General features: G+C 71.0%; 17 protein-coding genes and 1 tRNA gene. 13 read left to right on the plus strand and 5 right to left on the minus strand.

The window, feature by feature from the left end:
* Positions 1-14: 14 nt before the first annotated feature.
* The 6 genes from BM362_RS17325 to nrfD all read left to right on the plus strand — a co-directional run bounded on the left by BM362_RS17325 (position 15) and on the right by nrfD (position 8124).
* Positions 15-109 (plus strand) — tRNA-Sec (locus BM362_RS17325).
* Positions 109-1392: an L-seryl-tRNA(Sec) selenium transferase gene (gene selA / locus BM362_RS17330; RefSeq protein WP_093573794.1), complete on the plus strand. Its 1284-nt coding sequence runs from the start codon at positions 109-111 to the stop codon at positions 1390-1392. Before BM362_RS17325 ends, selA begins: the two co-directional genes overlap by 1 nt.
* The gene (gene selB / locus BM362_RS17335) at positions 1383-3155 is read left to right on the plus strand and encodes a selenocysteine-specific translation elongation factor (RefSeq protein ID WP_093573795.1); all 1773 of its coding nucleotides are present in this window, start codon (positions 1383-1385) and stop codon (positions 3153-3155) included. The genes selA and selB overlap by 10 nt, the downstream gene beginning before the upstream one ends.
* A gap of 4 nt (positions 3156-3159) precedes the next feature.
* Positions 3160-6372 (plus strand): formate dehydrogenase, encoded by a 3213-nt coding sequence (fdh, locus tag BM362_RS17345; protein ID WP_244287182.1) that lies wholly within the window; start codon positions 3160-3162, stop codon positions 6370-6372.
* Entirely contained in the window at positions 6365-7192 is an 828-nt protein-coding gene (locus BM362_RS17350; RefSeq protein ID WP_067581689.1) for a 4Fe-4S dicluster domain-containing protein, read from the plus strand. The genes fdh and BM362_RS17350 overlap by 8 nt, the downstream gene beginning before the upstream one ends.
* A complete protein-coding gene (nrfD, locus tag BM362_RS17355; RefSeq protein WP_067582327.1) occupies positions 7189-8124 on the plus strand; it encodes an NrfD/PsrC family molybdoenzyme membrane anchor subunit in 936 nt (311 codons plus the stop codon). Before BM362_RS17350 ends, nrfD begins: the two co-directional genes overlap by 4 nt.
* A gap of 16 nt (positions 8125-8140) precedes the next feature.
* Here the strand turns inward: nrfD and BM362_RS17360 are convergent, their stop codons facing one another.
* Positions 8141-9331 (minus strand): zinc-dependent alcohol dehydrogenase, encoded by a 1191-nt coding sequence (locus BM362_RS17360; RefSeq protein WP_067581692.1) that lies wholly within the window; start codon positions 9329-9331, stop codon positions 8141-8143.
* A 35-nt stretch (positions 9332-9366) separates the two neighbouring features.
* Positions 9367-9984: a UdgX family uracil-DNA binding protein gene (locus BM362_RS17365; RefSeq protein ID WP_067581695.1), complete on the minus strand. Its 618-nt coding sequence runs from the start codon at positions 9982-9984 to the stop codon at positions 9367-9369.
* Positions 9985-10061: 77 nt separating this feature from the next.
* Between BM362_RS17365 and BM362_RS17370 the strand changes: the two genes are divergently transcribed.
* The 6 genes from BM362_RS17370 (at position 10062) to BM362_RS17395 (ending at position 16157) form a co-directional block, all read left to right on the plus strand.
* The gene (locus BM362_RS17370) at positions 10062-10625 is read left to right on the plus strand and encodes a hemerythrin domain-containing protein (RefSeq protein ID WP_093573798.1); all 564 of its coding nucleotides are present in this window, start codon (positions 10062-10064) and stop codon (positions 10623-10625) included.
* Positions 10622-11434, plus strand: a complete 813-nt coding sequence (locus BM362_RS17375; RefSeq protein WP_067581702.1) for a family 1 encapsulin nanocompartment shell protein — start codon at positions 10622-10624, stop codon at positions 11432-11434. Before BM362_RS17370 ends, BM362_RS17375 begins: the two co-directional genes overlap by 4 nt.
* Positions 11435-11575: 141 nt before the next feature.
* The gene (locus BM362_RS17380; protein WP_093573799.1) at positions 11576-12700 is read left to right on the plus strand and encodes an NAD(P)-dependent malic enzyme; all 1125 of its coding nucleotides are present in this window, start codon (positions 11576-11578) and stop codon (positions 12698-12700) included.
* 11 nt (positions 12701-12711) lie between these two features.
* Positions 12712-14148, plus strand: coding sequence for a CYTH and CHAD domain-containing protein (locus BM362_RS17385; protein WP_093573800.1), 1437 nt, complete (start codon positions 12712-12714; stop codon positions 14146-14148).
* Positions 14149-14300: 152 nt separating this feature from the next.
* Complete coding sequence (locus BM362_RS17390; RefSeq protein ID WP_067581714.1) at positions 14301-14795, plus strand: hypothetical protein; 495 nt, start codon at positions 14301-14303, stop codon at positions 14793-14795.
* Positions 14796-15356: 561 nt separating this feature from the next.
* Positions 15357-16157 (plus strand): SigB/SigF/SigG family RNA polymerase sigma factor, encoded by an 801-nt coding sequence (locus BM362_RS17395; protein WP_167545344.1) that lies wholly within the window; start codon positions 15357-15359, stop codon positions 16155-16157.
* A 45-nt stretch (positions 16158-16202) separates the two neighbouring features.
* On the opposite strand, the gene BM362_RS46270 is transcribed toward BM362_RS17395, so the two are convergent.
* Genes BM362_RS46270 through BM362_RS17405 form a run of 3 tightly spaced genes read right to left on the minus strand, consistent with a single transcriptional unit; the run spans position 16203 to position 18976 of the window.
* The gene (locus BM362_RS46270; protein WP_244287183.1) at positions 16203-16346 is read right to left on the minus strand and encodes a hypothetical protein; all 144 of its coding nucleotides are present in this window, start codon (positions 16344-16346) and stop codon (positions 16203-16205) included.
* 13 nt (positions 16347-16359) lie between these two features.
* On the minus strand, positions 16360-17694 hold the full coding sequence (locus BM362_RS17400) for an MFS transporter (RefSeq protein WP_067581720.1): 1335 nt from the start codon (positions 17692-17694) through the stop codon (positions 16360-16362).
* A gap of 16 nt (positions 17695-17710) precedes the next feature.
* A complete protein-coding gene (locus BM362_RS17405; protein WP_067582330.1) occupies positions 17711-18976 on the minus strand; it encodes a hydroxyacid-oxoacid transhydrogenase in 1266 nt (421 codons plus the stop codon).
* Between the two features lie 129 nt (positions 18977-19105).
* Between BM362_RS17405 and BM362_RS17410 the strand changes: the two genes are divergently transcribed.
* Positions 19106-21970, plus strand: coding sequence for an FAD-binding and (Fe-S)-binding domain-containing protein (locus tag BM362_RS17410; protein WP_093573801.1), 2865 nt, complete (start codon positions 19106-19108; stop codon positions 21968-21970).
* Position 21971 lies beyond the last annotated feature (1 nt).

Raw genomic sequence — 21971 nt, forward strand, 5'->3', positions numbered from 1 at the left:
GCGGAATGCCCCAGGGAGGCGTATCCGGCCTGGTGACCGGCGCGGTCTTCAACACCGTTGAGCGGCAGGTCCTGCCGCTGGCGGGTTCGATTCCCGTCCGCCTCCGCCATGGGTGACCCGCGCCGGCCGGTCCCGCGCACCGACGCGGTGCTCGGCGAGCCGAGGATCGCGAAAGCTGTCGAGCGGCTCGGCCGCGACCTGGTGAAGTCGCTGGTCGCGGCGGCGCAGGAGCGGGCGCGGGCGGGCGAGATCGAGCCGGGCGCGGTGGTCGCGGAGGTGGTGGCCCGGCTGCCCGCGACGGTGTCGTCGCTGCGTCCGGTGCTCAACGCGACCGGTGTCCTCGTGCACACCAACCTCGGCCGTGCGCCGTTGTCCGCTGCCGCGCTGGACGCGATCGTGGCGGCGGGCGGCGCCACCGACGTCGAGTTCGCGCTCGAAACGGGGGAGCGGGCGAAACGCGGCCGCGGCACCCTGGCCGCGCTGGCGGAGGCGGTGCCGCGTGCGGAGGCGGTGCACGTGGTCAACAACAACGCGGCGGCGTTGCTGCTGTGCGCGCTGACCTTGGCTCCAGGCAAGGAAATCGTGGTCAGCCGCGGCGAACTGGTCGAGATCGGCGACGGTTTCCGCATCCCGGACCTGCTCGCCTCGACCGGAGCCCGGCTGCGCGAGGTCGGCACCACCAACCGGACTTCGGCGGAGGATTACGCCTCGGCCATCGGCCCGGACACCGGATTCGTGCTCAAAATCCATCCGTCGAACTACCAGGTCACCGGGTTCACCTCGGAGGCGGGCGTCGCCGAACTGGCCGGGCTCGGCGTGCCGGTGGTCGCCGACGTGGGATCCGGGCTGCTCGCGCCGCATCCGCCGCTGCCGGACGAACCGGACGTCACGACCGCGCTGGCGGAGGGCGCGAACGTCGTCACCGCGAGCGGCGACAAGCTTCTCGGCGGTCCGCAGGCAGGCTTGCTGTTCGGGGACGCCGAACTGGTGCAACGGCTGCGCCGGCATCCCGCGGCTCGCGCGCTGCGGGTCGACAAGTTGACGCTCGCCGCGCTCGAAGCCACCCTCCGCGGGCCGGAACCACCCGTACGGGCGGCACTTGTCGCGGAGGGTCTCCGCCAACGTGCCGAAGCGCTTGCTCAGTCACTGCGTTCGGCGGGCGTGGACGCTGAGGCTGTGGATTCGGCTGCGGTCGTGGGCGGTGGTGGAGCGCCCGGAGTCGAGTTGCCCGGCGCGGCGGTCGCGTTGCCTGCCCGGTACGCGGAGGCGTTGCGGCTGGGCGAGCCCGCCGTCGTCGGCCGGATCGTGCGGGACCGGTGCCTGCTCGATCTCCGGACGGTGGCCCCGGCGGACGACGCGATCCTGCGGGAGGCGGTCCGCCGATGCGGGTGATCGCCACCGCCGGGCACGTCGACCACGGGAAATCCACGCTGGTCCGCCGGCTCACCGGCAGGGAACCGGACCGGTGGGCCGAGGAGCGCCGCCGCGGACTGACCCTCGACCTCGGCTTCGCCTGGACCCGGCTGGGCGGCGAGGAAGGCGAGGAAATCGCCTTCGTGGACGTCCCCGGGCACCAGCGATTCGTCCCGAACATGCTGGCGGGCGTCGGTCCTGTCCCGGCCGCGTTGTTCGTCGTGGCCGCGGACGAGGGCTGGATGCCGCAGTCCGCGGAACACCTGGCGGCGCTGGACGCGTTCGGCGTCCACCATGGCCTGCTCGCCGTCACCAAATCCGACCGCGCCGACCCCGCGAGAGCGACGGCGGCGGCGCTTGCGGAGATCGCGGCGACGGCGCTCGGCGAGGTGCCCGCGGTGAGCGTCAGCGGCACGACCGGCGAAGGGCTCGAAGAACTGAGCGCGCAGCTTGCCAAGCTCGCCAGCCGGTTGCCGCCGCCGGACCTGGCCGCGGACGTCCGGCTCTGGATCGACCGCGCGTTCACCATCAAAGGCGCGGGCACCGTCGTCACCGGAACCCTCGGCGGCGGAACGCTGCGGGTCGGCGACGAGGTGACGCTCGGCGCGAACCGGGTGCAGATCCGCGGGTTGCAGGCGCTCGGCGAACCGCGCGAAAGCGTGGCCGCGGTAGCCCGGGTGGCGGTGAATCTGCGCGGCGTGCCCCAGGATTCCGTCGGCCGGGGCGACGTCCTGCTGACCCCGGATGCCTGGCGTCCGACGACCGAAATCGACGTCCGGCTGCGCGGCGCACTGTCCGGCGAACTGCACCGAAATCTGGTGCTGCACTTGGGATCCGCGGCGGTGCCGACCCGCGTTCGCCCGCTCGGGCCGGACACCGCGCGGCTGCTGCTCGCGAGCCCGCTGCCGCTGCGGACCGGCGACCGGGGACTCCTGCGCGATCCGGGGGAGCATCGGATCCCGGCCGGGTTCGACGTGGTGGACGTCCGGCCGCCGTCGCTCGCGCGCCGCGGTGCCGCGCGAGCCCGGGGCGAAGCGCTGACCACGCTGGAGCCAGGCTGGGATTACCTCCGTCGGGAGGGTTTCGTGCGCCACGAGGACTTCCGCGTGCTGGGGCTGCCGGCGGCGGGCGAACGACTCGGCGGCTGGCACGCCGACCCGGCCCGCCTCAGCCAGTCGCGAGCGGAGGCCGCCGAAGCGGTCGCCGCTTGGAACCGAGAACACCCGCTGGCGGCGGGAATCCCGGCCGAGGCGTTGCGGCAACGGCTCGGCCTGCCCGCCGTGGACCTGGTTCCGGCGGTCCTCACCGGCGAGCTGGTCCTCGCCGACGGGCTCGTCCGCACACCGGGCACCGGGCTGACCGCCGCAGTGGACAACGCCGTCGACGTCCTCGAAGAGCGGTTCGCCGAGCACCCGTTCCGCGCGCCGGAAGCGGACGAACTGCGGAAACTCGGTCTGGGCAAACGGGAATTGGCCGCCGCCGTCCGCGTCGGCCGGCTGCGGGCGATCGCCGAGGGAGTGGTGCTGGGCCCGGACGCGCCGGAGCGTGCGGTGGAGGTGCTGGCCGCGCTCGGCGAGCCGTTCACCGTGTCGCGGGCGCGGCAGGCGCTGGACAGCACCCGCCGGGTGATGATCCCGCTGCTGGAGCACCTCGACGCCGCCGGGCTGACCGAACCGCTCGGCGACGGCACCCGCCGGACGCGCGTCCAGGGCTGCGCGGGGCGGGAGAACGGATTACCGTGACAGCGTGGGCATGCGGCAGTGGATCGAAGGCTGGCCGGTGTACCGGCAGCTGGCCGGTCCCGACCGGACTGCGCGCGGCGCGGCGGCCAAATCCAGCGGTTCGGAGAACTGGCACGCCCGCACCGAAGACGTCGACAAGGTAGTCCGTTCGATCTGTCCGTATTGCGCGGTCGGCTGCGGGCAGAAGGTGTACGTCAAGGACGGTGCGGTCACCCAGATCGAGGGCGACCCGGATTCGCCGGTCTCCCGCGGCAGGCTGTGCCCGAAGGGTTCGGCCAGCAAGCAGCTCGTGACCAGCCCGAGCCGCGTCACCGAAGTCCTTTACCGCCGTCCGTACGGCACCGAATGGGAACGGCTGTCCCTCGACCAGGCGATGGACATGATCGCTGATCGTGTGCTTGCTACGCGCGCCGAAACGTGGCAGGACACCGACGACCAGGGCCGCAAGCTCAACCGCACGCTCGGCTTCGCGAGCCTCGGCGGCGCGACGCTGGACAACGAAGAGAACTACCTGATGAAGAAGCTGTACACCGCGCTCGGCGCGATACAGATCGAAAATCAGGCCCGTATTTGACACTCCGCCACGGTTCCCGGTCTGGGGACCTCCTTCGGTCGTGGAGGCGCCACGACGTTCCAGCAGGACCTCGCCAACGCCGACTGCATCGTCATCCAGGGCTCGAACATGGCCGAATGCCATCCCGTCGGGTTCCAGTGGGTGATGGAGGCGAAGGCCCGCGGCGCGAAGATCATCCACGTCGATCCGCGGTTCACCCGCACGAGCGCGGTCGCGCACGTCCACGCCTCGGTGCGGGCGGGTTCGGACATCGCGTTCCTCGGCGGGCTGATCAACTACGTCCTGCACAACGAGCTGGACTTCCGCGAGTACGTGGTGGCCTACACGAACGCGGCGGCGATCCTGACCGAGGAGTTCGCCGACACCGAGGACCTCGACGGCCTCTTCTCCGGCTTCGACCCGGAGAAGCGCCAGTACGACAACTCGACCTGGGCGTACGAGGACGCTGAGGCCAGTCCGGCGGCCGGCGCCCGCGACCCGGACCAGCCGGGCGGCCACCACGGCGGCGAGAAACACCAGTCCTCCGCGCGCGCCGAATCCTACGGCAGCGGCGGCGCGGCGATCGGAGCCAAGCCCAAGAGGGACGAAACGCTGCGGCATCCGCGCTGTGTCTACCAGGTCCTCAAACGGCATTTCTCCCGCTACACCCCCGAAGCGGTCGCCGACATCTGCGGCCTGCCGGTCGAGCAGTTCACCGAAATCGCCGAGGCGATCACCGCGAACTCCGGCCGCGACCGCACCACGGCCTGGGTGTACTCGGTCGGCTGGACACATCACACGGTCGGCGCGCAGTACATCCGCACCGCCTCGGTCCTGCAGACACTGCTGGGCAACATCGGCCGTCCGGGCGGCGGCATCCTGGCGCTGCGCGGGCACGCCAGCATCCAGGGCTCGACCGACATCCCGACGCTGTTCAACCTGCTGCCCGGCTACCTCCCGATGCCGCACGCGCACCAGCACCTCGACCTCGACAGTTACGTCGCGGCCGACGCGGGCAAGACCGGCTTCTGGGGCAACATGCGCTCGTACGCGGTCAGCCTGCTCAAGGCGTACTGGGGCGACAGTGCCCAGCCGCACAACGACTTCCGCTTCGACTACCTGCCCCGGCTGACCGGCGACCACGGGACGTACGCGACCGTCCAGAAGCAGATCGCGGGGGAGTGCAAGGGGTACTTCCTGGTCGGCGAGAACCCGGCGGTCGGCTCGGCCAACGGCAAGTTCCAGCGGCTCGGGCTGGCCACTCTCGACTGGCTGGTGGTCCGGGACCTGCAGCTGATCGAAAGCGCGACGTTCTGGAAGGACGGCCCGGAGATCGAGACCGGCGAACTCGCACCGGAGGAGATCGGCACCGAGGTCTTCTTCCTGCCCGCCGCCGCGCACACCGAAAAGGACGGCAGCTTCACCAATACCCAGCGGCTGCTGCAATGGCACCACAAAGCGGTCGAACCGCCCGGCGACGCCCGCAGCGACCTGTGGTTCTACTACCACCTGGGCAGGCTGCTCCGGGAACGCGCCGGCACCGGCGAGCGCGACGCCCCGCTGCGCGACCTGGCCTGGAGCTATCCGACCGAGGGCCCGGCGGACGACCCGAGCGCGGAGTCCGTGCTCGCGGAGATCAACGGCCACGGACCGGACGGCCCGCTCTCGTCCTACACCCAGCTGGAGGACGACGGTTCGACGTCCTGCGGCTGCTGGATCTACTGCGGCGTCCGCGCCGACGGCCACAACCACGCCGCGAACCGGCAGCCCGGCTCCGAACAGGACTGGATCGCGAACGGCTGGGCCTGGGCGTGGCCGGCGAACCGGCGGATCCTGTACAACCGCGCCTCGGCGGATCCGGACGGGAAGCCGTGGAGCGAACGGAAAAAGCTGGTCTACTGGGACGCGGAGGCGTCCACCTGGACCGGCCCGGACGTCCCGGACTTCGAGGCCGCCAAGGCTCCGGGCTACGTCCCGCCGGACGGGGCGAAGGCGCAGGACGCGCTGAGCGGCCGCGATCCGTTCATCATGCAGACCGACGGCAAAGCCTGGCTGTACGTCCCCGCCGGGCTGGCCGACGGTCCGCTGCCCACGCATTACGAGCCCTTCGAGAGCCCGGTCGCCAACGCGCTCTACAGCCAGCGGGAATCGCCGGTGCGGCAGACGCTGGACAGCCCGCTGAACCCGTACAATCCGGCCCGCAGCGAGGTCTACCCGTACGTGTTCACCACCTACCGGCTCACCGAGCACCACACGGCGGGCGGGATGAGCCGGACGCTGCCGTATCTGTCCGAGTTGCAGCCGGAGTTCTTCTGCGAGATCTCGCCCGCGCTGGCGGCCGAACGCGGGCTGGCGCACCTCGGCTGGGCCACTATCGTGTCGGCGAGGACCGCGATCGAGGCCCGCGTGCTGGTCACCGACCGGGTCAAACCGCTCAAGGTGCGCGGCCGCACTGTCCACCAGGTCGGGCTGCCGTATCACTGGGGCCCGAACGGACTGTCGCGCGGCGACGCGGCGAACGACCTGCTGTCGATCGTGCTGGACCCGAACGTGCACATCCAGGAGGCCAAAGCGGCCACCTGCGACATCCGTCCCGGACGGCGGCCGCGCGGGCCGGCGCTGCTGGAGTTCGTGGCGGAGTACCGGAGGCGAGCCAATGGCTGAGTACGGCGTCCAGCCCCGGATGGGCTTTTTCACCGACACGTCGGTGTGCATCGGGTGCAAGGCGTGCGAGGTCGCGTGCAAGGAGTGGAACGGCGTCCCGGAAGCGGGCGGGCAGGACCTGCTCGGGCTGTCCTACGACAACACCGGCGACCTGGGCTCGAACACCTGGCGGCACGTGGCGTTCATCGAACAGCCCGCGGTCGACCTGGGGATGCCGACGGTCGGTGCGCCGGAGCAGCAGCCGGAAGAACCGGGCGTGCGCTGGCTGATGTCCAGCGACGTGTGCAAGCACTGCACGCACGCGGCCTGCCTCGACGTCTGCCCGACCGGCGCGCTGTTCCGCACCGAATTCGACACGGTCGTGGTGCAGCAGGACATCTGCAACGGCTGCGGCTACTGCGTTCCGGCGTGTCCGTACGGGGTCATCGAGAAACGCGAGAGCGACGGCCGCGCGTTCAAGTGCACCCTCTGTTACGACCGGCTCGGCGCGGGGATGGAACCCGCGTGCGCCAAGGCGTGCCCGACGGATTCCATCCAGTTCGGCGAACTGGACGAACTCCGCGAACGCGCCGCCGCGCGGGTGTCGGCGCTGCACGACGACGGCGTGCCGGAGGCGCGGCTCTACGGGCACGATCCCGGCGACGGGGTCGGCGGCGACGGCGCGTTCTTCCTGCTGCTGGACGAGCCGGAGGTCTACGGCTTCCCGCCGGACCCGGTCGTGACGACCCGCGACCTGCCGCGGATGTGGAAGCGGGCCGCGACGACCGCCGCCGGGGTGGCCGCGGCGCTGGTCGTGTCGTTCCTGGGACGGCGCCGATGAGCCCCCGCCGCGAACGGGAGATGGTCGAGCCCGCCGCATTCCGCTCCTACTACGGCAGGCCGATCCTCAAAGAGCCCGCCTGGAAGCAGCCGGACGTCCCGCTGTACCTGTTCCTCGGCGGCGCGGCCGGTGCGTCGGCGTCGCTGGCCGCGCTCGCCGACGCGACCGGACGGCCCCAGCTGGCCAAGGCCGGCCGGCTGGCGGCTTCCGGCGGTTCGATCGCCAGTGTGGTCGCGCTGATCCACGATCTCGGCAAGCCGACGCGGTTTTTGAACATGCTGCGCGTGCTCAAGCCGACTTCGCCGTTGTCGGTGGGGTCGTGGATCCTGTCACCGTTCTCGGGTCTTGCCGCGGGGGCGGCTTTTTCCACGCTGACCGGGCGTTTCCCGCGGCTCGGCCGGTTGGCTGGGGCGGGTGCGGGCGTGCTGGGCCCGGCGATGTGCACGTATACCGCGGTGCTGCTGGCCGACACGGCGACGCCGTCCTGGCACGAGGCGCACGGGACGCTGCCGGTGCTGTTCGCGGGCAGCGCGCTGACCAGCGGGGCGGGGATCGCGCTGATCGCGGTGCCCCGGAAGGAAAACGGTCCCGTGGTGCGGGCCGGACTCGCTGGCGCCGCCGCGGAGCTGGCCGCCGAGCACCGTCTGGAGACCGGTCTGGGGTTGGCTTCGGAGCCTTACCGGACCGGCCGGGCCGGGCGGTTGCTGAAGGCGGCCAAGGCGCTGACCGCGACGGGTGCGGCGTTGTCGGTGGCTGCCCGGAAGAATCGCGCCGCGGGGGTCGCCGCGGGAGCGGCTTATCTCGCGTCCGGGCTGTGCACGCGGTTCGGGGTGTATGCGGCGGGGGTCGAGTCCGCGAAGGACCCGAAGTACGTCGTGGTCCCGCAACGGGAACGGCTGGCTCGGCGCGCAGCGGAACGCCCGGGCCGGTAAAGCCCGGGCGCGCCGGTTACGCCGCCGGTTCCAGCAGGACCTTCTGGACCCCGTCGAGCTTCTTCTGGAACATCTCGTAGGCCCGCGGCGCGTCGGCCAGCGGGAGTTTGTGCGTCGCGAAGCCTTCGACGCCAAGGGGATCCCCGTCCGCGGTGAGCACCGGCAGGACGTCGTCGATCCACCGGCGGACGTTGGCCTGCCCGGTGTGCAGCCGGATCTGCTTGTCGAACACTTCCATCATCGGGATCGGGTCGGCCATCCCGCCGTACACGCCGGACAGCGAGATCGTGCCGCCGCGCCGGACGCTGTCGATGGCCGCGTACAGCACGCTCAGCCGGTCGATTCCGGCCTTCTCGGTCACCTTCGCGCCCAGCGCCTGCGGCAGCAGCGCGACCAGGTTGTGCGCGAGTTTCCCGATCGGCGCCCCGTGTGCTTCCATGCCGACCGCGTCGATCACCGAGTCCGCGCCGCGGCCGCCGGTCAGGTCGCGGATCGCGTCGCCGATCTGCCGGTGGTCGCGCAGGTCCAGCGTCGTCGCGCCGTGTGCGCGGGCCCGCGCCAGCCGTTCGGGCACGAGGTCGACGCCGATCACCTCGCCCGCGCCCTGGTGCAGCGCGACCCGGGCCGCCATCTGGCCGATCGGGCCGAGGCCGAAGACCACGACGGAACCGCCGTCGGGAATGTCGGCGTATTCCACGGCCTGCCACGCCGTCGGGACCACATCGGACAGGTAGACGAACCGTTCGTCCGGCGGGCCGCCGGGCACCTTGATCGGCCCGTACTGCGCTTGCGGGACCCGGAGGTACTCGGCCTGCCCGCCGGGCACCTGGCCGTAGAGCTTCGTGTAGCCGAACAGCGCCGCGCCCTTGTCCTGGCCCTTGACCTGCGTGGTCTCGCACTGCGACTGCAACCCGCGTTCGCACATCCAGCAGTGTCCGCAGGAAATGGTGAACGGCACCACCACGCGGTCGCCGGGTTTCAGCGAACTCACGCCGCCGCCCACTTCCTCGACGATCCCCATCGGCTCGTGGCCGAGGATGTCGCCCTCGGTCATGAACGGGCCGAGGACCTCGTAGAGATGCAGGTCGGAACCGCAAATGCCGGTGGAGGTCACCCGCACGACGGCGTCGGTCGGCTCCTCGATTTTCGGGTCCGGGACGGTCTCGACTCGCACATCCCGCTTGCCGTGCCAGGTCACTGCTTTCATAGCGGCCGGATTCCCCTTGCCGGGGCGGGCAAACGTCAGAGTCCGCGCAGGTCGGCGACGAACTCGTCGTACGCGGTGTCGCGGTCGGGCGCGCGCAGCACGGCGGACGGGTGCACGGTGGCGACCGCCGAGGCGAACATCCCGGCGAACTCTTCCGGCGGATCCAGCGGCTCGCCGCGATGCCGGGTGAGCCGGAAACCGCTGCCGTACACCGATTGCGCCGCCGTCGCGCCCAGCAGCAACACGAGCCGGGGCCGCACCGCTCGCAGTTCGGCCACCAGCCACGGGCGGCACGCGACGATCTCGGATCGCGCCGGTTTTTCGTGGATCCGGCGTTTGCCGCGGAGCTTGAACTTGAAGTGCTTGACCGCGTTGGTCAGATAGAGGGAATCGCGGTCCAGACCCGCCTCGCCGAGCGCCTTGCCGAGCAGCTTTCCGGCCGGGCCGACGAACGGTTCGCCGCGCCGGTCCTCCTGGTCGCCGGGCTGCTCGCCGAGGGCGAAGATGTCCGCGCGTTCGGCGCCCACGCCGAAAACCGTCGCCGTGGCGTCGCGGTAAAGGCCGCAGCCGCGGCAAGCGCGAGCGGCTCGGCGGAGCTTGCCGAGGCTGGCGGTGTCCGGCGGCTCGGCTCCCGGTTCCTGACGCGCGGCCATCGGATCGCTTTACCCGCAAGCAGCCTCGCGCAAACACGACGAGCGCGACCGCGCCGGGAGAGCTAACGTCGAGGGTCATGACGGACATCACCAGCCTGATCCTCGACGATCACGAGCGGTTCCGGCGGGCGTTCGCGGACCTGGACGACCTGGACGGCCCGGACGAGCTGGCGCGGGCGTGGGAACCGCTCGCCGACCTGCTGGACCTGCACGCCGCGGCCGAGGAAGCGGTCTTCTACCCCGAGCTGATCCAGCGCGGCGCCGACGCCGAGGACGAGACGCTCGACGCGGTCGGCGACCACAACGAGATCCGCGACGCCGTCGCCGAAACCCGCCGCCACCCGGCGGGCAGCGCGGCCTGGCTCGCGGCGGTCCGGCAGGCCCGCACCGCCAACAGCGAGCACATGGCCGAGGAGGAGGACGACGCGCTCGCCGACTTCCGCCAGCACGCCGACCCGGGCCTGCGCGAGGAACTCGGCCGGAAGTTCCTGGCGTTCAAGGCCGAGCACGAGGGCGGGAAGGGCCTCGACACCGGGGACCTCGACCCGGAGCGCTACGTCGAGGAGCAGGAGCGGAAAGCCGGGAAGACCCCGCCGGACGACGGTTCGCTGGGCATCGGCGGCCTGAAGGGAGAACGATGAACCACCTGATGCGCGAGCTCGCGCCGATCCCGGCCGAGGGCTGGAAGCAGATCGACGACGAGGCGCGGGAGCGGTTGGCGACGCACCTGGCGGCACGCAAGATGGTCGACGTCGAGGGCCCGCGCGGCTGGGAGTATTCGGCCACGTCGCTCGGCCGGACCCAGCGGGTCGATCCGCCGGAAACCGCCCGGGAGCGCGAAACACTCGCGCAGCAGCGCCGGGTGCTGCCGCTGGTCGAGGTGCGCGTGCCGTTCACCGTCGAGCGCAAGGAACTCGAAGACGCCGAACGCGGTGCCGACGACCTGGAGTTCGACGACCTCGACCAGGCCGCCGCCCAGGTGGGCCTGCTGGAGAACCGCGCGGTGTTCCACGGCTGGCCGGACGCCGGGATCACCGGCATCGCCGAGGCGAGCCCGCATGACCACGGGACGCTGGGCACCGATCCGGAACGCTATCCGCATGTGGTGGCCAACGCGGTGAACACGTTGCGGTGCAAGGGAATCGAAGGACCGTACGCGCTCGCGATCAACCCCGGCGGCTACACCTCGATCGTGGAGAGCACCGAACACGGCGGCCTTCTCGTGCTCGACCACCTCCGGCGCGCGCTCGGCGGCGGCCGGGTCAAGCGGACGCCGGGGCTGACCGGAGCGGTCGTGCTGAGCCTGGCCGGCGGGGACTTCGTGCTCGAACTGGGCCAGGACCTCTCGGTCGGCTACCGCCACCACGACGCCGAGACGCTCACGCTGTATCTGGAGGAGAGCTTCAGTTTCCGGGTGACCGAACCGGACGCCGCACTCGTGCTGGACTGAGCACCGCGGCTGCCGGGCCACCGCGGCAATGAGCCCTGAGGGTTCCCCTCACGGACGTCTGCGTGGTCCGGCAGCGGGGGCTGGCCGCGGAGCTTCTGGTGAGCACGATTCCGCGGCGGCGCGGCCGGGTATCCGGCTGCCATGAGCAGTCGCGGAAAGATCCAAGTCACCACCCGAGTGCGGCTCGACGACGCCGGCGACCTCGCCGAGCACTACACGCCCGGCGTCGCCGAGCTGGCCAAGCGCGTCGCCGAGGATCCGTCGGTGCTGGCGCGGGAAACCGTGCGCGGCAACTCCGTCGCGATCGTGTCCGACGGTTCCGCGCTGCTCGGGCTCGGCGACCAGGGCCCGGCCGCCGCGCTGCCGGTGATGGAGGGCAAAGCGGCGCTGCTGAAGCGCTTCGCCGACGTCGACGCCTGGCCGATCTGCCCGGTCAGCCGCGAGCCGGAAGACCTGGTGCGCACCGCCAAGGACCTCGCGACGTCGTTCGGCGCGATCAACCTGGAAGACATCGCCGCGCCCCGGTGCTTCACCGTCGAACGGCAACTGCACGACGAGCTGGACGTGCCGGTCTTTCACGACGACCAGCACGGCACCGCGATAGCCGTGCTCGCCGCCCTGCACAACGCGCTGAAGCTGACCGACCGCACGCCGGGGGACACCTCGGTGGTGATCTCCGGCGCGGGCGCGGCCGGGTCCGCGATCGCCCGGCTCCTGCTGAAGGCCGGCTTCAGCGCGGAACGGATCGTGGTCTGCGACAGCAACGGCACCCTGCACGGCGAGCGCGATCTGACCGGGGAGAAGCAGTGGCTCGCGGAGAACACCAACCGCGGTGACGCGGTCCGGGGAAGCCTGCACGACGCCTTGCACGACGCGGACGTCTTCGTCGGCGTGAGCGTCGGCGGCCTGCTCAAGGGCGACGACCTCGCGCGGATGGCCGACCGGGCGATCGTGTTCGCGCTGGCCAATCCGGATCCGGAGGTCGATCCGGACGCCGCGCACGAGCACGCGGAGATCGTCGCGACCGGCCGCAGCGATCTGCCCAACCAGATCAACAACGTCCTCGTGTTCCCGGGGATGTTCCGCGGGCTGCTCGACTCCGGTGCCCCGAGGGTGACCGCGCGGATGCTTCTCGCGGCCTCGCACGCGCTGGCCGCGACAGCCGGCGACGATCTCGACCGCGAGCACATCGTGCCCAGCGTTTTCGACGAGGGCCTGGTGCCCGCGATCGCCGAGGGCGTCGCCGGAGCAGCCGACAACGACTGAAGGAGTGTGGAATGCGAAGCGCAGAGTCCGGACGCAAGTACGAGCTGAGCTTGAAAGCGCGGGTGCCGCAGCTGGCGGGCAAGGGAATCACGCAGGAAGCTCCGGCCGAGCGGACGCTGGAGACCGTTTACTACGACACCAAGGACTTCCGGTTGACCAGAGCCGGGATCGCGGTGCGAAGAAGCAGCGACACCGGGTGGTGCCTGAGACTGCCCGGTCACGAGCTGCGGTTTCCGCTCGGCGACTCGAAGGTGCCTGCTCCGATCGCGACGCTGGTCCGCGCGTTCACGCTGGACCGCAAGCTGCGCCCGGTCGCGCAGCTGCGGACCGACCGGTTCACGCACCGCTTGGCCGACGCGTCCGGGCGGACGCTGGCGACGCTGGCGGACGACCACGTCACCGGAGAATTCCTTGGCGGACAGGCGGTTCGGCTGGACCGCTGGCGCGAGCTGGACGTCGAGGCGGGGCCTGAGCTGCTCGACCGGCTCGATCGCACCTTGCGCAAGCGCGGGGCCGAGAACGCCTGGTGGCCGTCGAAGCTGCGGCGGTTGATGGGAGACGCCGCCGAAGGCAAGCGCGGCTCGAACGAGGTCCTGCCCGCGTATCTGCGCGAGCAATTCGAGCGATTGCGTCGTGCTGACTTGGGCTTTCGCGTCGGGGAAGACGATTCAGTGCACCAGCTCCGGGTCTCGGCGCGGAAGCTGCGGAGCGTGCTTCAGACGTTCAGATCCTTGGTGGGCAAGAAGAAGGCCGATGCGATCGTCGCGGAGCTCAAGTGGCTGGGAGCCGAACTCGCTCCCGCCCGGGACGCCGAGGTCAGCCAAGCGCGCCTGCGAGCCTGCCTCGACGAGGTCCCGCCGGAGCTGGTTTTCGGACCGCTGCGGCAATATCTGACCCGCGACTTCTCCCGCGCCGCCCAAACCGAGCTGGCTCGCGTGACGGAAGCGTTGTCCAGCAGCCGATACGTGACCCTGTTGAGGTCGATCGCCGCGCTTCTCGACACGATGCGTCCGGCGGGAAAGAAGGCGTTGCGGAAGCCCCTGCGCAAGACCGCGCGCAAGCTCAGCCGAGCCACGGAGGCGGCGGAGGGGCTCAGCGGTGCCGAACTGGAGAAGGCATTGCACAACGTCCGGAAGAAGGCCAAGCGCGCTCGCTATGCCGCCGACGCCGTCCGGCCGGTGTCCGGCAAGAAGCTGCGCACGTGGCGCAAGCAGGTGAAGGCGGTGCAGCAGACGCTGGGCAAGCATCAGGACACGGTGGTCGACCGCGCGGCGTTGCGGCACTTCGCGATCGACGGCTTCAGCGAGAACCAGAACACGTTCACCTTCGGTCTCCTCTACGGCCGGGACGAAGCCGCGGCGAAGATGTTGCGGGACAGGTTCGCCGGGCAATGGCGCACGCTGCGCGAGGGTGCTGGCCCGGCCTGGCTGAAGGCCGGAATCCTGTAGTCTACTGTGGACAGCAGAAACGCCGGCGGTGTCCCCGCGGCAACGTAAGTCTGGGCGCGGTTCCGCGCCGCTCGCGGTACCCCGGCCGGTGAAGGTCTCAACCTCCGCCGGACCGGGTTTCGGCGCGGCCGGATCGGGGAACCTCGCCGGAAATGGGATCACAACTGACCGCGACGTGGGTATCGGCGATCGGGAGCGCGGGCTCGCTGCTCGGATTCGCCTCGTATGTGTGGATCATGCTGCTCAACCGCAAAGACCAGGCAGAAGTCCGGCAGGAGCAGCAGGCGCAGTCGGTCTCCGCGTGGCTTGACGAGGGCGCCCGGCACGACCGTGCCGAGGATTACGTCGTGTGCGCGCACAACAGCGGCGACGCGCCGGTGTTCGACTGCTCGCTGGAGGTCGCCCGCCCGGACGAGGACGAACCGCACCGCGCCCGGTTCGCGATCATCCCGCCCGGCGCGACCGCCGTCCGCGCGCTGCCGTTCGGCGAGGACGCCATGGCGGTGGACGACCTGTACTCCGCGGCCGCCGTGCCCGGCCTGTCCTTCACCGATTCCCGCGGCGGCCACTGGAGGCGCGACACCTCGGGCATGCTCAGCCGCGCCGACCACCGTTCGCTGCGCGGGCGCTGGCGGTCCGGAAGCTGATCCTTCCGCCGGAAAGGCACCCGTGACCGCCACGCCGGACGTCCCGCCCGGCACTCAGCACGCCGTCCTCGCCGCACTGCGAGGCTGTCTCGCCTGGGCCGGACGGGTGTCTGCCGGGGTTGCCCCGGCCGGGATGTCGCGTTGCTGGGGAACGAGATCCACGGATGGTCGGCCGCGGTCGAAACGCTTTCCGGCGAAAATCCGCTATTGCGGCGGTGCCAGCGTCGTTCTGCCGCCCGCACAGCTCATCCGGTTCGTCACCGCATTGCGTGAGGACGATCACCGCATCGGGCAGTTCGCGCCGAACCCGGCACTCTGCTGCGCCTGTGCGAGGTGTCTTGAGCCCCCATTCGGGTGGCCGGTTGATTGATCGTGCCCTCGGGCGGGTACCACCCGGCCATGACACTCCGGCTGCCAGGCGTCCCGGCGAGCACGCTGATCCGCCGCTCGCTCGCCTTGCGACGCCGAGCACTGTCCACTAAGGATGATTAGCGTCGGCGACGCGATGCGCTCCATGGCACTACACGAGTCACGTTCCCTTCGGCGCTCAGGAGGATTTACATGACCGCGGCGACCATGACCCGCACCCGGCGTGACGACTACCGGCACTGCGCGGTGCTGTTCGAGGAGATCAGCCGCCTCGCCGAGGACACCGACGAGCACTCCCGGCTGCGGCGCCGCCTCATCGAAGAGCATCTTCCGCTGGCCGAGCACATCGCGCGCCGCTTCGCCCGGCGCGGCCAGCCGTCCGAGGACCTCCTGCAGGTGGCGCGGATCGGTCTCATCAACGCCGTCGACCGCTACGACCCGGCGCGGCAGACGGATTTCGTCGCCTTCGCCGTCCCGACGGTGATGGGCGAGGTCCGCCGGTACTTCCGCGACAACACGTGGTCGGTCCGCGTCCCGCGGCGGCTCAAGGAACTCCACGTGACGATCGGCCAGGCCGCCACCGAACTGGGCCAGCGCCTTGGCCGCGCGCCCACCGCGCGCGAACTCGCCGACCATCTCGATCTCGATCTCGACGAGGTCGCCGAAGCCCTGCACGCCGGGAACGCCTACCAGGCCGCGTCCATCGACTACCCGTCCCACGACGACACCGGCTCGATCGCGCTGGCCGACACCCTCGGCGACGAGGACCCGGAAATCGAGAAGCTCGAAGACCGGGAAACGCTCAAGCCGCTGTTGCGGAGCCTGCCGGAGCGGGAACGCGCGATTGTCGTCATGCGGTTCTTCTCGACCATGACGCAGAGCCAGATCGCCGAACGGGTCGGGCTGTCGCAGATGCAGGTTTCGCGGTTGCTGGCCCGGACGTTGAGCAGCTTGCGGGAGCAGCTCACCGAGGCGGCCAGCCCTAGCCGGTGACGTATCCGGTAGGCGTGCACGCGGTCAGGCCGCGGAAATCGCGGTTCAGGTGGGATTGATCGGCGTATCCGCAGTGGAGCGCCAGCTCCGCCCAGGAGCGCGCAGCGGGGACACCGCGCGGCGCAGGCGGGCGATCCGTCCGACGATGGTGTCGTGAGTGGCGTTGCCGGTGAGAACCGGCAACGCCACTCACGACCCCCGCTCAGGTGACCCGGGGAACCTCCCTGACCGGCGCGGAAACCCGCTCGTCGTCCTCGAACAGGTCGCTCTGCCGGATCGCCAGCGTGCAGGCGACGCTGATCACGGTCGTCGCCGCGAGGTAGATCAGGATGCCGGTCGTCCCGGTCTTCCCGGCGAGATAGGCCAGCACCAGCGGGGTCAGCCCCGATGCCACGACGCCGGAAAGCTGGTACACGACCGAGATCCCGGTGCACCGCCGCGAAATCGGGAACAGTTCGGCATAGAACGCCGCCTGCGGGCCGTACATCACCGGGTAGCTGATGCCCAGCACCGCGACGAGAGAGAGCGTGATCAGCACCGGATTGCCGCTGTGCAGGGCCGCCAGCGCCGGGATCGCCAGCACCAGGGTTGTCACGGCTCCGGTCGTGAAGGTCCGCCGCCGGCCCAGCCGGTCGGACACTCTGCCGAACACCGGGATGAACACCACCATCACCGCGGCCGCGATCATCACGCCGACCAGCAGCGGCTGCCGGTCCAGTTTCAGCGTTCCGCTGCCGTAGGAGATCACGAAGACCGCCCACGCGTTGAAGGCCACGCCCTCGGTGAACCGGCTGCCCATGCCGAGCAGCAGGTGCCGCCGGGAGAGCCGGTCGCGGACCAGTTCGACGGCGGGGACGGTCGCGGTGCCCTCCTCGGCCGCCATGGTGCGGAAGGCCGGGGTTTCCATCACCTTGACCCGGATCAGCAGGCCCGCCACCACCAGCACGGCCGAGAGCAGGAAGCCGATCCGCCAGCCCCACAACAGGAACGCCTCGTCGCTGGTGACCGCGTTCAGCAGCGCCAGCACGCCGGTGCCCAGCGTGAGCCCGATGGCCAGCCCGATCTGCGGGAAACTGCCGTAGAGACCGCGTTTCCCGGCCGGGGCGTATTCGGTGGCCATCAGCACCGCGCCGCCCCATTCGCCGCCGACGGCGACGCCTTGGGCCAGGCGGAGGACGACGAGGATGATCGGGGCGGCCGGGCCGATCATCCGGTAGTCGGGCAGCAGCCCGATGAGACAGGTCGCGGTGCCCATGATGAGCATGGTCGCCACGAGGATCTTCTTGCGCCCGACCCGGTCGCCGAGGTGGCCGAAGACGAACCCGCCGATCGGGCGGGCGAGGAAGCCGAGCGCGAAGGTCGCGAAGGCCAGCACGGTGCCGACCAGGGGATCGGAGCCGGGGAAATACAGTTTGTTGAACACGAGTCCCGCGGCGGTGCCGTAGAGGAAGAAGTCGTACCACTCGACGGTCGTGCCGAACACGCTCGACGCGACCACCAGACGGACGTCGGTGCTCTTTTCCGGAGTTGTCGCCATTGATAACTCCTGGTGGTCAAAGCGATCGGCGGAAGATGTCTTCGAGCGCGGTCCGGGTGACCGGACGGGGCACGACAGCCAGCTGACGGGTCTGCTTGAGGGTGCCCTCGACCAGGGTGTCGATGTCTTCGTCGCGGTAACCGAACGCGTGCAGTCCCTTCGGCATCTGGATGTCGGCCATCAGCTCGGTGAGCACGTGCGGGAGCGCGTCGGCGCCGTCCGCGGCGGTGAAGGTCTGCCCGCCGGACAGCAGGTGCGCGGCGTGCAGATGCCGTTCGGGCGCCGAGGGATAGGTCCAGCGGAACACCTCGGCGGCGGTCGCGGACACGGCCTGGCCGTGCGGGACCATCGGCATTTCCGGGTAGCCCTCGGCGCGGTACTGCTTCACCGCACCGGCGATCGGGTACGCGTTCGCGTGCGGCAGGTGGGTGCCGGCGTTGCCGAAACCGGTTCCGGCGTAGGTCGACGCGAGCGCCATCTGGGTGCGCGCGGTCAGGTCGCGGCCATTGAGGACAGCGGCGCGCAAATGCTTGCCCACCAACGTCAGCGCCATCTCGCACCAGACGTCGCTGATCGGGTTGGAGCCGCAGAACGCCGGTCGTTTCATCGGGTCTTCCGGCGCGGGCTTCGCGTCGAACGCGACGCTGGTGTAGCTCTCCAGCGCGTGTGACAGGACGTCCATGCCGCTGGCCGCGGTGACCGCCGAGGGCAGGCTGACCGTCGTGCGCGGGTCGACGACCGCCAGCGCCGGGCGCAGCGACGGGTGGCTCACCCCGGCCTTGAGATGCAGGCCGAGCAGGTCGACGACGCAGATCGTGGTCGATTCGGATCCGGTGCCCGCGGTGGTCGGGACGGCGATCAGCGGCTTCAGCGGCAGCCACGGCGCCTTGCCGGCGCCGATCGGCGGGGTCACGAAGTCGAGCAGCTCGCCGGGGTGGGTGGTCAGCAGGTTGACGGCCTTGGCGGTGTCGATCGCCGAGCCGCCGCCGATCGCGACGAAACAGTCCCATTCCTGCTGGCGGGCGTAGGCGACGGCCTCGTCGATGCTGGCGTCGGTCGGTTCGACGCCGACGCCGTCGAAGATCTCGCTTTTCACCCCGGCCGCGCGGATCGAGTCGAGCGCCCGGTCCGGGATGCCGGTGCCGCGGACACCGGGATCGGTGAGGATCAGGCAGGACCTGGCCTGCCGGGCGGCCACCTCGGCGCCCAGCTCGTCGAGCGCGCCGGCACCGAACTTCAGCGGGGGCGCCGCCCAGGTGAAGACGCTTTCGTTGCGGGGCATGTCGGTCAAGGAGACCACTCCTCACGGCGAAGTTGACAACATGTGGAAGCTATATCCACTATGTGGCGAGCCTTCACGGTAGCCCGGCGACCGCGGCGCTGTGAACCCCCGATTTCCCAGGAGACGCCCATGCCGGCCCGAGCCCGTTCGCATTCGGCACTGCAGGAAGCACTCGCGCGGGCGGTGTCCGGCGAAGTCGCCGGCGACCCGGCCACGCTCGCCACCCACTCCACCGACGCGTCGAACTACCGGCACATCCCGCTGCTCGTGGTGCGGCCGCGCAGCGCGGACGACGTGGTGGCGGCGCTGCGGGTGTGCGCGGAACACGGCGCGCCCGTCCTCCCGCGCGGCGCGGCGACCAGCATCGGCGGGCAGGCCGCGAACCGCGCGGTGATCCTGGACTTCACCCGCCATCTGAACCGCGTGCTGGACCTCGACCCCGCCGCCCGCACCGCGCGCGTCGAACCCGGTCTGGTGCTGGACCGGCTGCGCGAACGGGCCGCCGGGCACGGGCTCACCTTCGGCCCGGACCCGTCGACGCACAGCCGGTGCACGATCGGCGGCATGATCGGCAACAACGCCTGCGGTTCGCATTCGGTGGCCTGGGGCAAGACGGTCGACAACGTCCGCGCGCTGGAAATCGCCCTCCTCGACGGAACCCGGCTCGAGGTCGGCCCGACCTCCCCGGCGGAGCTGGAGGAATTCTGCGCCCGCGAGGATCCGGTCGGCGCGCTCTACCGCCGCCTGCGGGACCTGCGCGACGAATACCTGGCCGACATCCGGCTCGGCTACCCGAAACTGCCGCGGCGAGTCTCCGGGTACAACCTCGAATACCTGTTGCCGGAGAACGGTTTCGACGTCGCCAAGGCCCTCGTCGGCTCCGAGGGCACCTGCGCGACCATGCTGAGCGCGGTCCTCGACCTGGCCCCGGTCCCGGCGACGCGCGCGCTCGCCGTGCTGGGCTTCGAGAACAGCATCGCCGCCGCCGACGCCGTCCCGTCGCTGCTCGACCTCCCGGTGCTGACCATGGAAGGCATCGAGGCCGGTTTGGTCGCCGCTCTCGACGCCCGGAAACCCGGCGACCGCAGCACCCTGCCGGACGGAACGGCGTGGCTGTACCTGGAAACCGGCGGCGGCGACGCGGCGGAGGCGTTGGCCGTGGCCCACCAGGTCGCCGCCCGCGCGCCGCAGGTCGGCGCTTCCTCGCTCGTCGTGCAGGATCCCGTCGCCCAGCGGAAACTCTGGCGGATCCGGGAGGAAGGCGCAGGTCTCGCGACCCGGCTGGCCGACGGATCCGAGGCGTGGTCGGGCTGGGAAGACTCCGCGGTCCCGCCGGACCGGCTCGGCGCGTACCTGCGCGAATTCGACCTGCTGCTGGACAAGCACGGCCGGAAAGGCGTGGTCTACGGCCACTTCGGCGACGGCTGTCTCCACGTGCGGATCGATTTCCCGATGGCCGCACCGGAAGCGAAGGAAGCGTACCGCTCGTTCATGGTCGAGGCCGCGGAACTCGTCGTGTCCCACGGCGGCTCGCTGTCCGGCGAACACGGCGACGGCCAAGCGCGAGCCGAACTCCTGCCGCTGATGTTCTCGCCCCGGCTGATGCGGGCCTTCGCCGGCTTCAAGGCCGCCTTCGACCCAGCGAACGGCATGAACCCCGGCCGGGTCGTCGATCCCGCGCCGCTGGACGCCGATCTGCGCACGGTCATCGCCCCGCCGGTCCTGCCGACCCGGGCCCGGCTCGCCCTGCACGCCGACGACGGCGACCTGGCCGCGGCGTCCCGGCGCTGCGTGGGCGTGGGCAAATGCGTCTCCGCGTCCGGCGGGATGATGTGCCCGAGCTACCGCGCGACCGGCAAGGAGGAACACTCGACCCGCGGCCGCGCGCGCCTGCTGTTCGAAATGCTGGCCGGGGATGTCATCGAGGACGGCTGGCGCTCGCCGGAGGTCCGCGACGCGCTCGACCTGTGCCTCGGTTGCAAGGCGTGCAAATCCGACTGCCCGGTCGGCGTCGACATGGCCTCCTACCGGACCGAATTCCTCAGCCGCCATTACGAGCGGCGGATTCGCCCGATGTCGCACTACACGATGGGCGCGCTGCCGCGATGGCTCCGGCTGGGCGCCCCGTTCGCCCGCGCGGTCAACGCCGTGGCCGGGGGCCCGCTCCGGCCGGTGCTGAACCGCATGGGCGGGATCGCCGCCGAGCGCGAGTTGCCGCAGCTCGCGGCGCCGACCTTCGCCTCGTGGTTCCGCCGCCGGGAACGGGTGGCTTCCTCGTCGAAGGTCGTGCTGTGGCCGGACACTTTCACGAACTTCTTCGACCCCCGGGTCGGCCGGGACGCGGTCGCGGTGCTGGAAGCCCTCGGCCACGAGGTGGTCATCCCGGAGCGGACCGTCTGTTGTGGACTGACCTGGCACAGCACCGGTCAGCTGGGCACGGCGCGCCGGGTCCTGCGCCGGTCGCTGGACGCGCTGGACCCGTGGCTGCGGAAGGGAATTCCGGTGATCGGCCTGGAGCCGAGCTGCACCGCGACCCTGCGCGAGGACGGATCGGAGCTGCTGCCCGAGGATGCGCGGACGGCCTTGCTGAAGCGCGGCGTCCGGACGTTCGCGGAGCATGTCGGGGAGAGCGAGCTTCCCGCGTTGGCGAAGTCCTCGGCTCCGGTGCTCACTCAGGTGCATTGTCACCAGCACGCGGACCTCGGCTACGACGCGGACTCGCGGCTGCTCGGCCGGTTGTCCGAGCACTCGCAGGTGCTGCGCGAGGGCTGCTGCGGATTGGCGGGGAACTTCGGGTTCCAGCGGGGGCATTACGACGTTTCGGTCGCCGTCGCGGAGCACCAGCTGATGCCTGCCCTGCGCGCGGCGCCGGAGGGGACGGTGGTGCACGCGGACGGGTTCAGCTGCCGGACGCAGATTCGGCAGCTGTCCGAGCATCGGCCCGAGCATCTCGCCTCACTGACCGCGCGCGCCTTGGGAGTCAGCAGCGACTGAG

The sequence above is a fragment of the Amycolatopsis rubida genome, from assembly GCF_900115345.1.
GTDB classification, from domain to species: Bacteria; Actinomycetota; Actinomycetes; order Mycobacteriales; family Pseudonocardiaceae; genus Amycolatopsis; species Amycolatopsis rubida.

What these genes read in the sequence shown, in the direction of transcription:
- selA (WP_093573794.1), top strand. Translation starts at nt 109, where the DNA reads ATGGGTGACCCGCGCCGGCCGGTCCCGCGCACCGACGCGGTGCTCGGC.
- selB (WP_093573795.1), top strand. Translation starts at nt 1,383, where the DNA reads ATGCGGGTGATCGCCACCGCCGGGCACGTCGACCACGGGAAATCCACG.
- BM362_RS17350 (WP_067581689.1), top strand. Translation starts at nt 6,365, where the DNA reads ATGGCTGAGTACGGCGTCCAGCCCCGGATGGGCTTTTTCACCGACACG.
- nrfD (WP_067582327.1), top strand. Translation starts at nt 7,189, where the DNA reads ATGAGCCCCCGCCGCGAACGGGAGATGGTCGAGCCCGCCGCATTCCGC.
- BM362_RS17360 (WP_067581692.1), bottom strand. Translation starts at nt 9,331, where the DNA reads ATGAAAGCAGTGACCTGGCACGGCAAGCGGGATGTGCGAGTCGAGACC.
- BM362_RS17365 (WP_067581695.1), bottom strand. Translation starts at nt 9,984, where the DNA reads ATGGCCGCGCGTCAGGAACCGGGAGCCGAGCCGCCGGACACCGCCAGC.
- BM362_RS17370 (WP_093573798.1), top strand. Translation starts at nt 10,062, where the DNA reads ATGACGGACATCACCAGCCTGATCCTCGACGATCACGAGCGGTTCCGG.
- BM362_RS17375 (WP_067581702.1), top strand. Translation starts at nt 10,622, where the DNA reads ATGAACCACCTGATGCGCGAGCTCGCGCCGATCCCGGCCGAGGGCTGG.
- BM362_RS17380 (WP_093573799.1), top strand. Translation starts at nt 11,576, where the DNA reads ATGAGCAGTCGCGGAAAGATCCAAGTCACCACCCGAGTGCGGCTCGAC.
- BM362_RS17385 (WP_093573800.1), top strand. Translation starts at nt 12,712, where the DNA reads ATGCGAAGCGCAGAGTCCGGACGCAAGTACGAGCTGAGCTTGAAAGCG.
- BM362_RS17390 (WP_067581714.1), top strand. Translation starts at nt 14,301, where the DNA reads ATGGGATCACAACTGACCGCGACGTGGGTATCGGCGATCGGGAGCGCG.
- BM362_RS17395 (WP_167545344.1), top strand. Translation starts at nt 15,357, where the DNA reads ATGACCGCGGCGACCATGACCCGCACCCGGCGTGACGACTACCGGCAC.
- BM362_RS17400 (WP_067581720.1), bottom strand. Translation starts at nt 17,694, where the DNA reads ATGGCGACAACTCCGGAAAAGAGCACCGACGTCCGTCTGGTGGTCGCG.
- BM362_RS17405 (WP_067582330.1), bottom strand. Translation starts at nt 18,976, where the DNA reads ATGCCCCGCAACGAAAGCGTCTTCACCTGGGCGGCGCCCCCGCTGAAG.
- BM362_RS17410 (WP_093573801.1), top strand. Translation starts at nt 19,106, where the DNA reads ATGCCGGCCCGAGCCCGTTCGCATTCGGCACTGCAGGAAGCACTCGCG.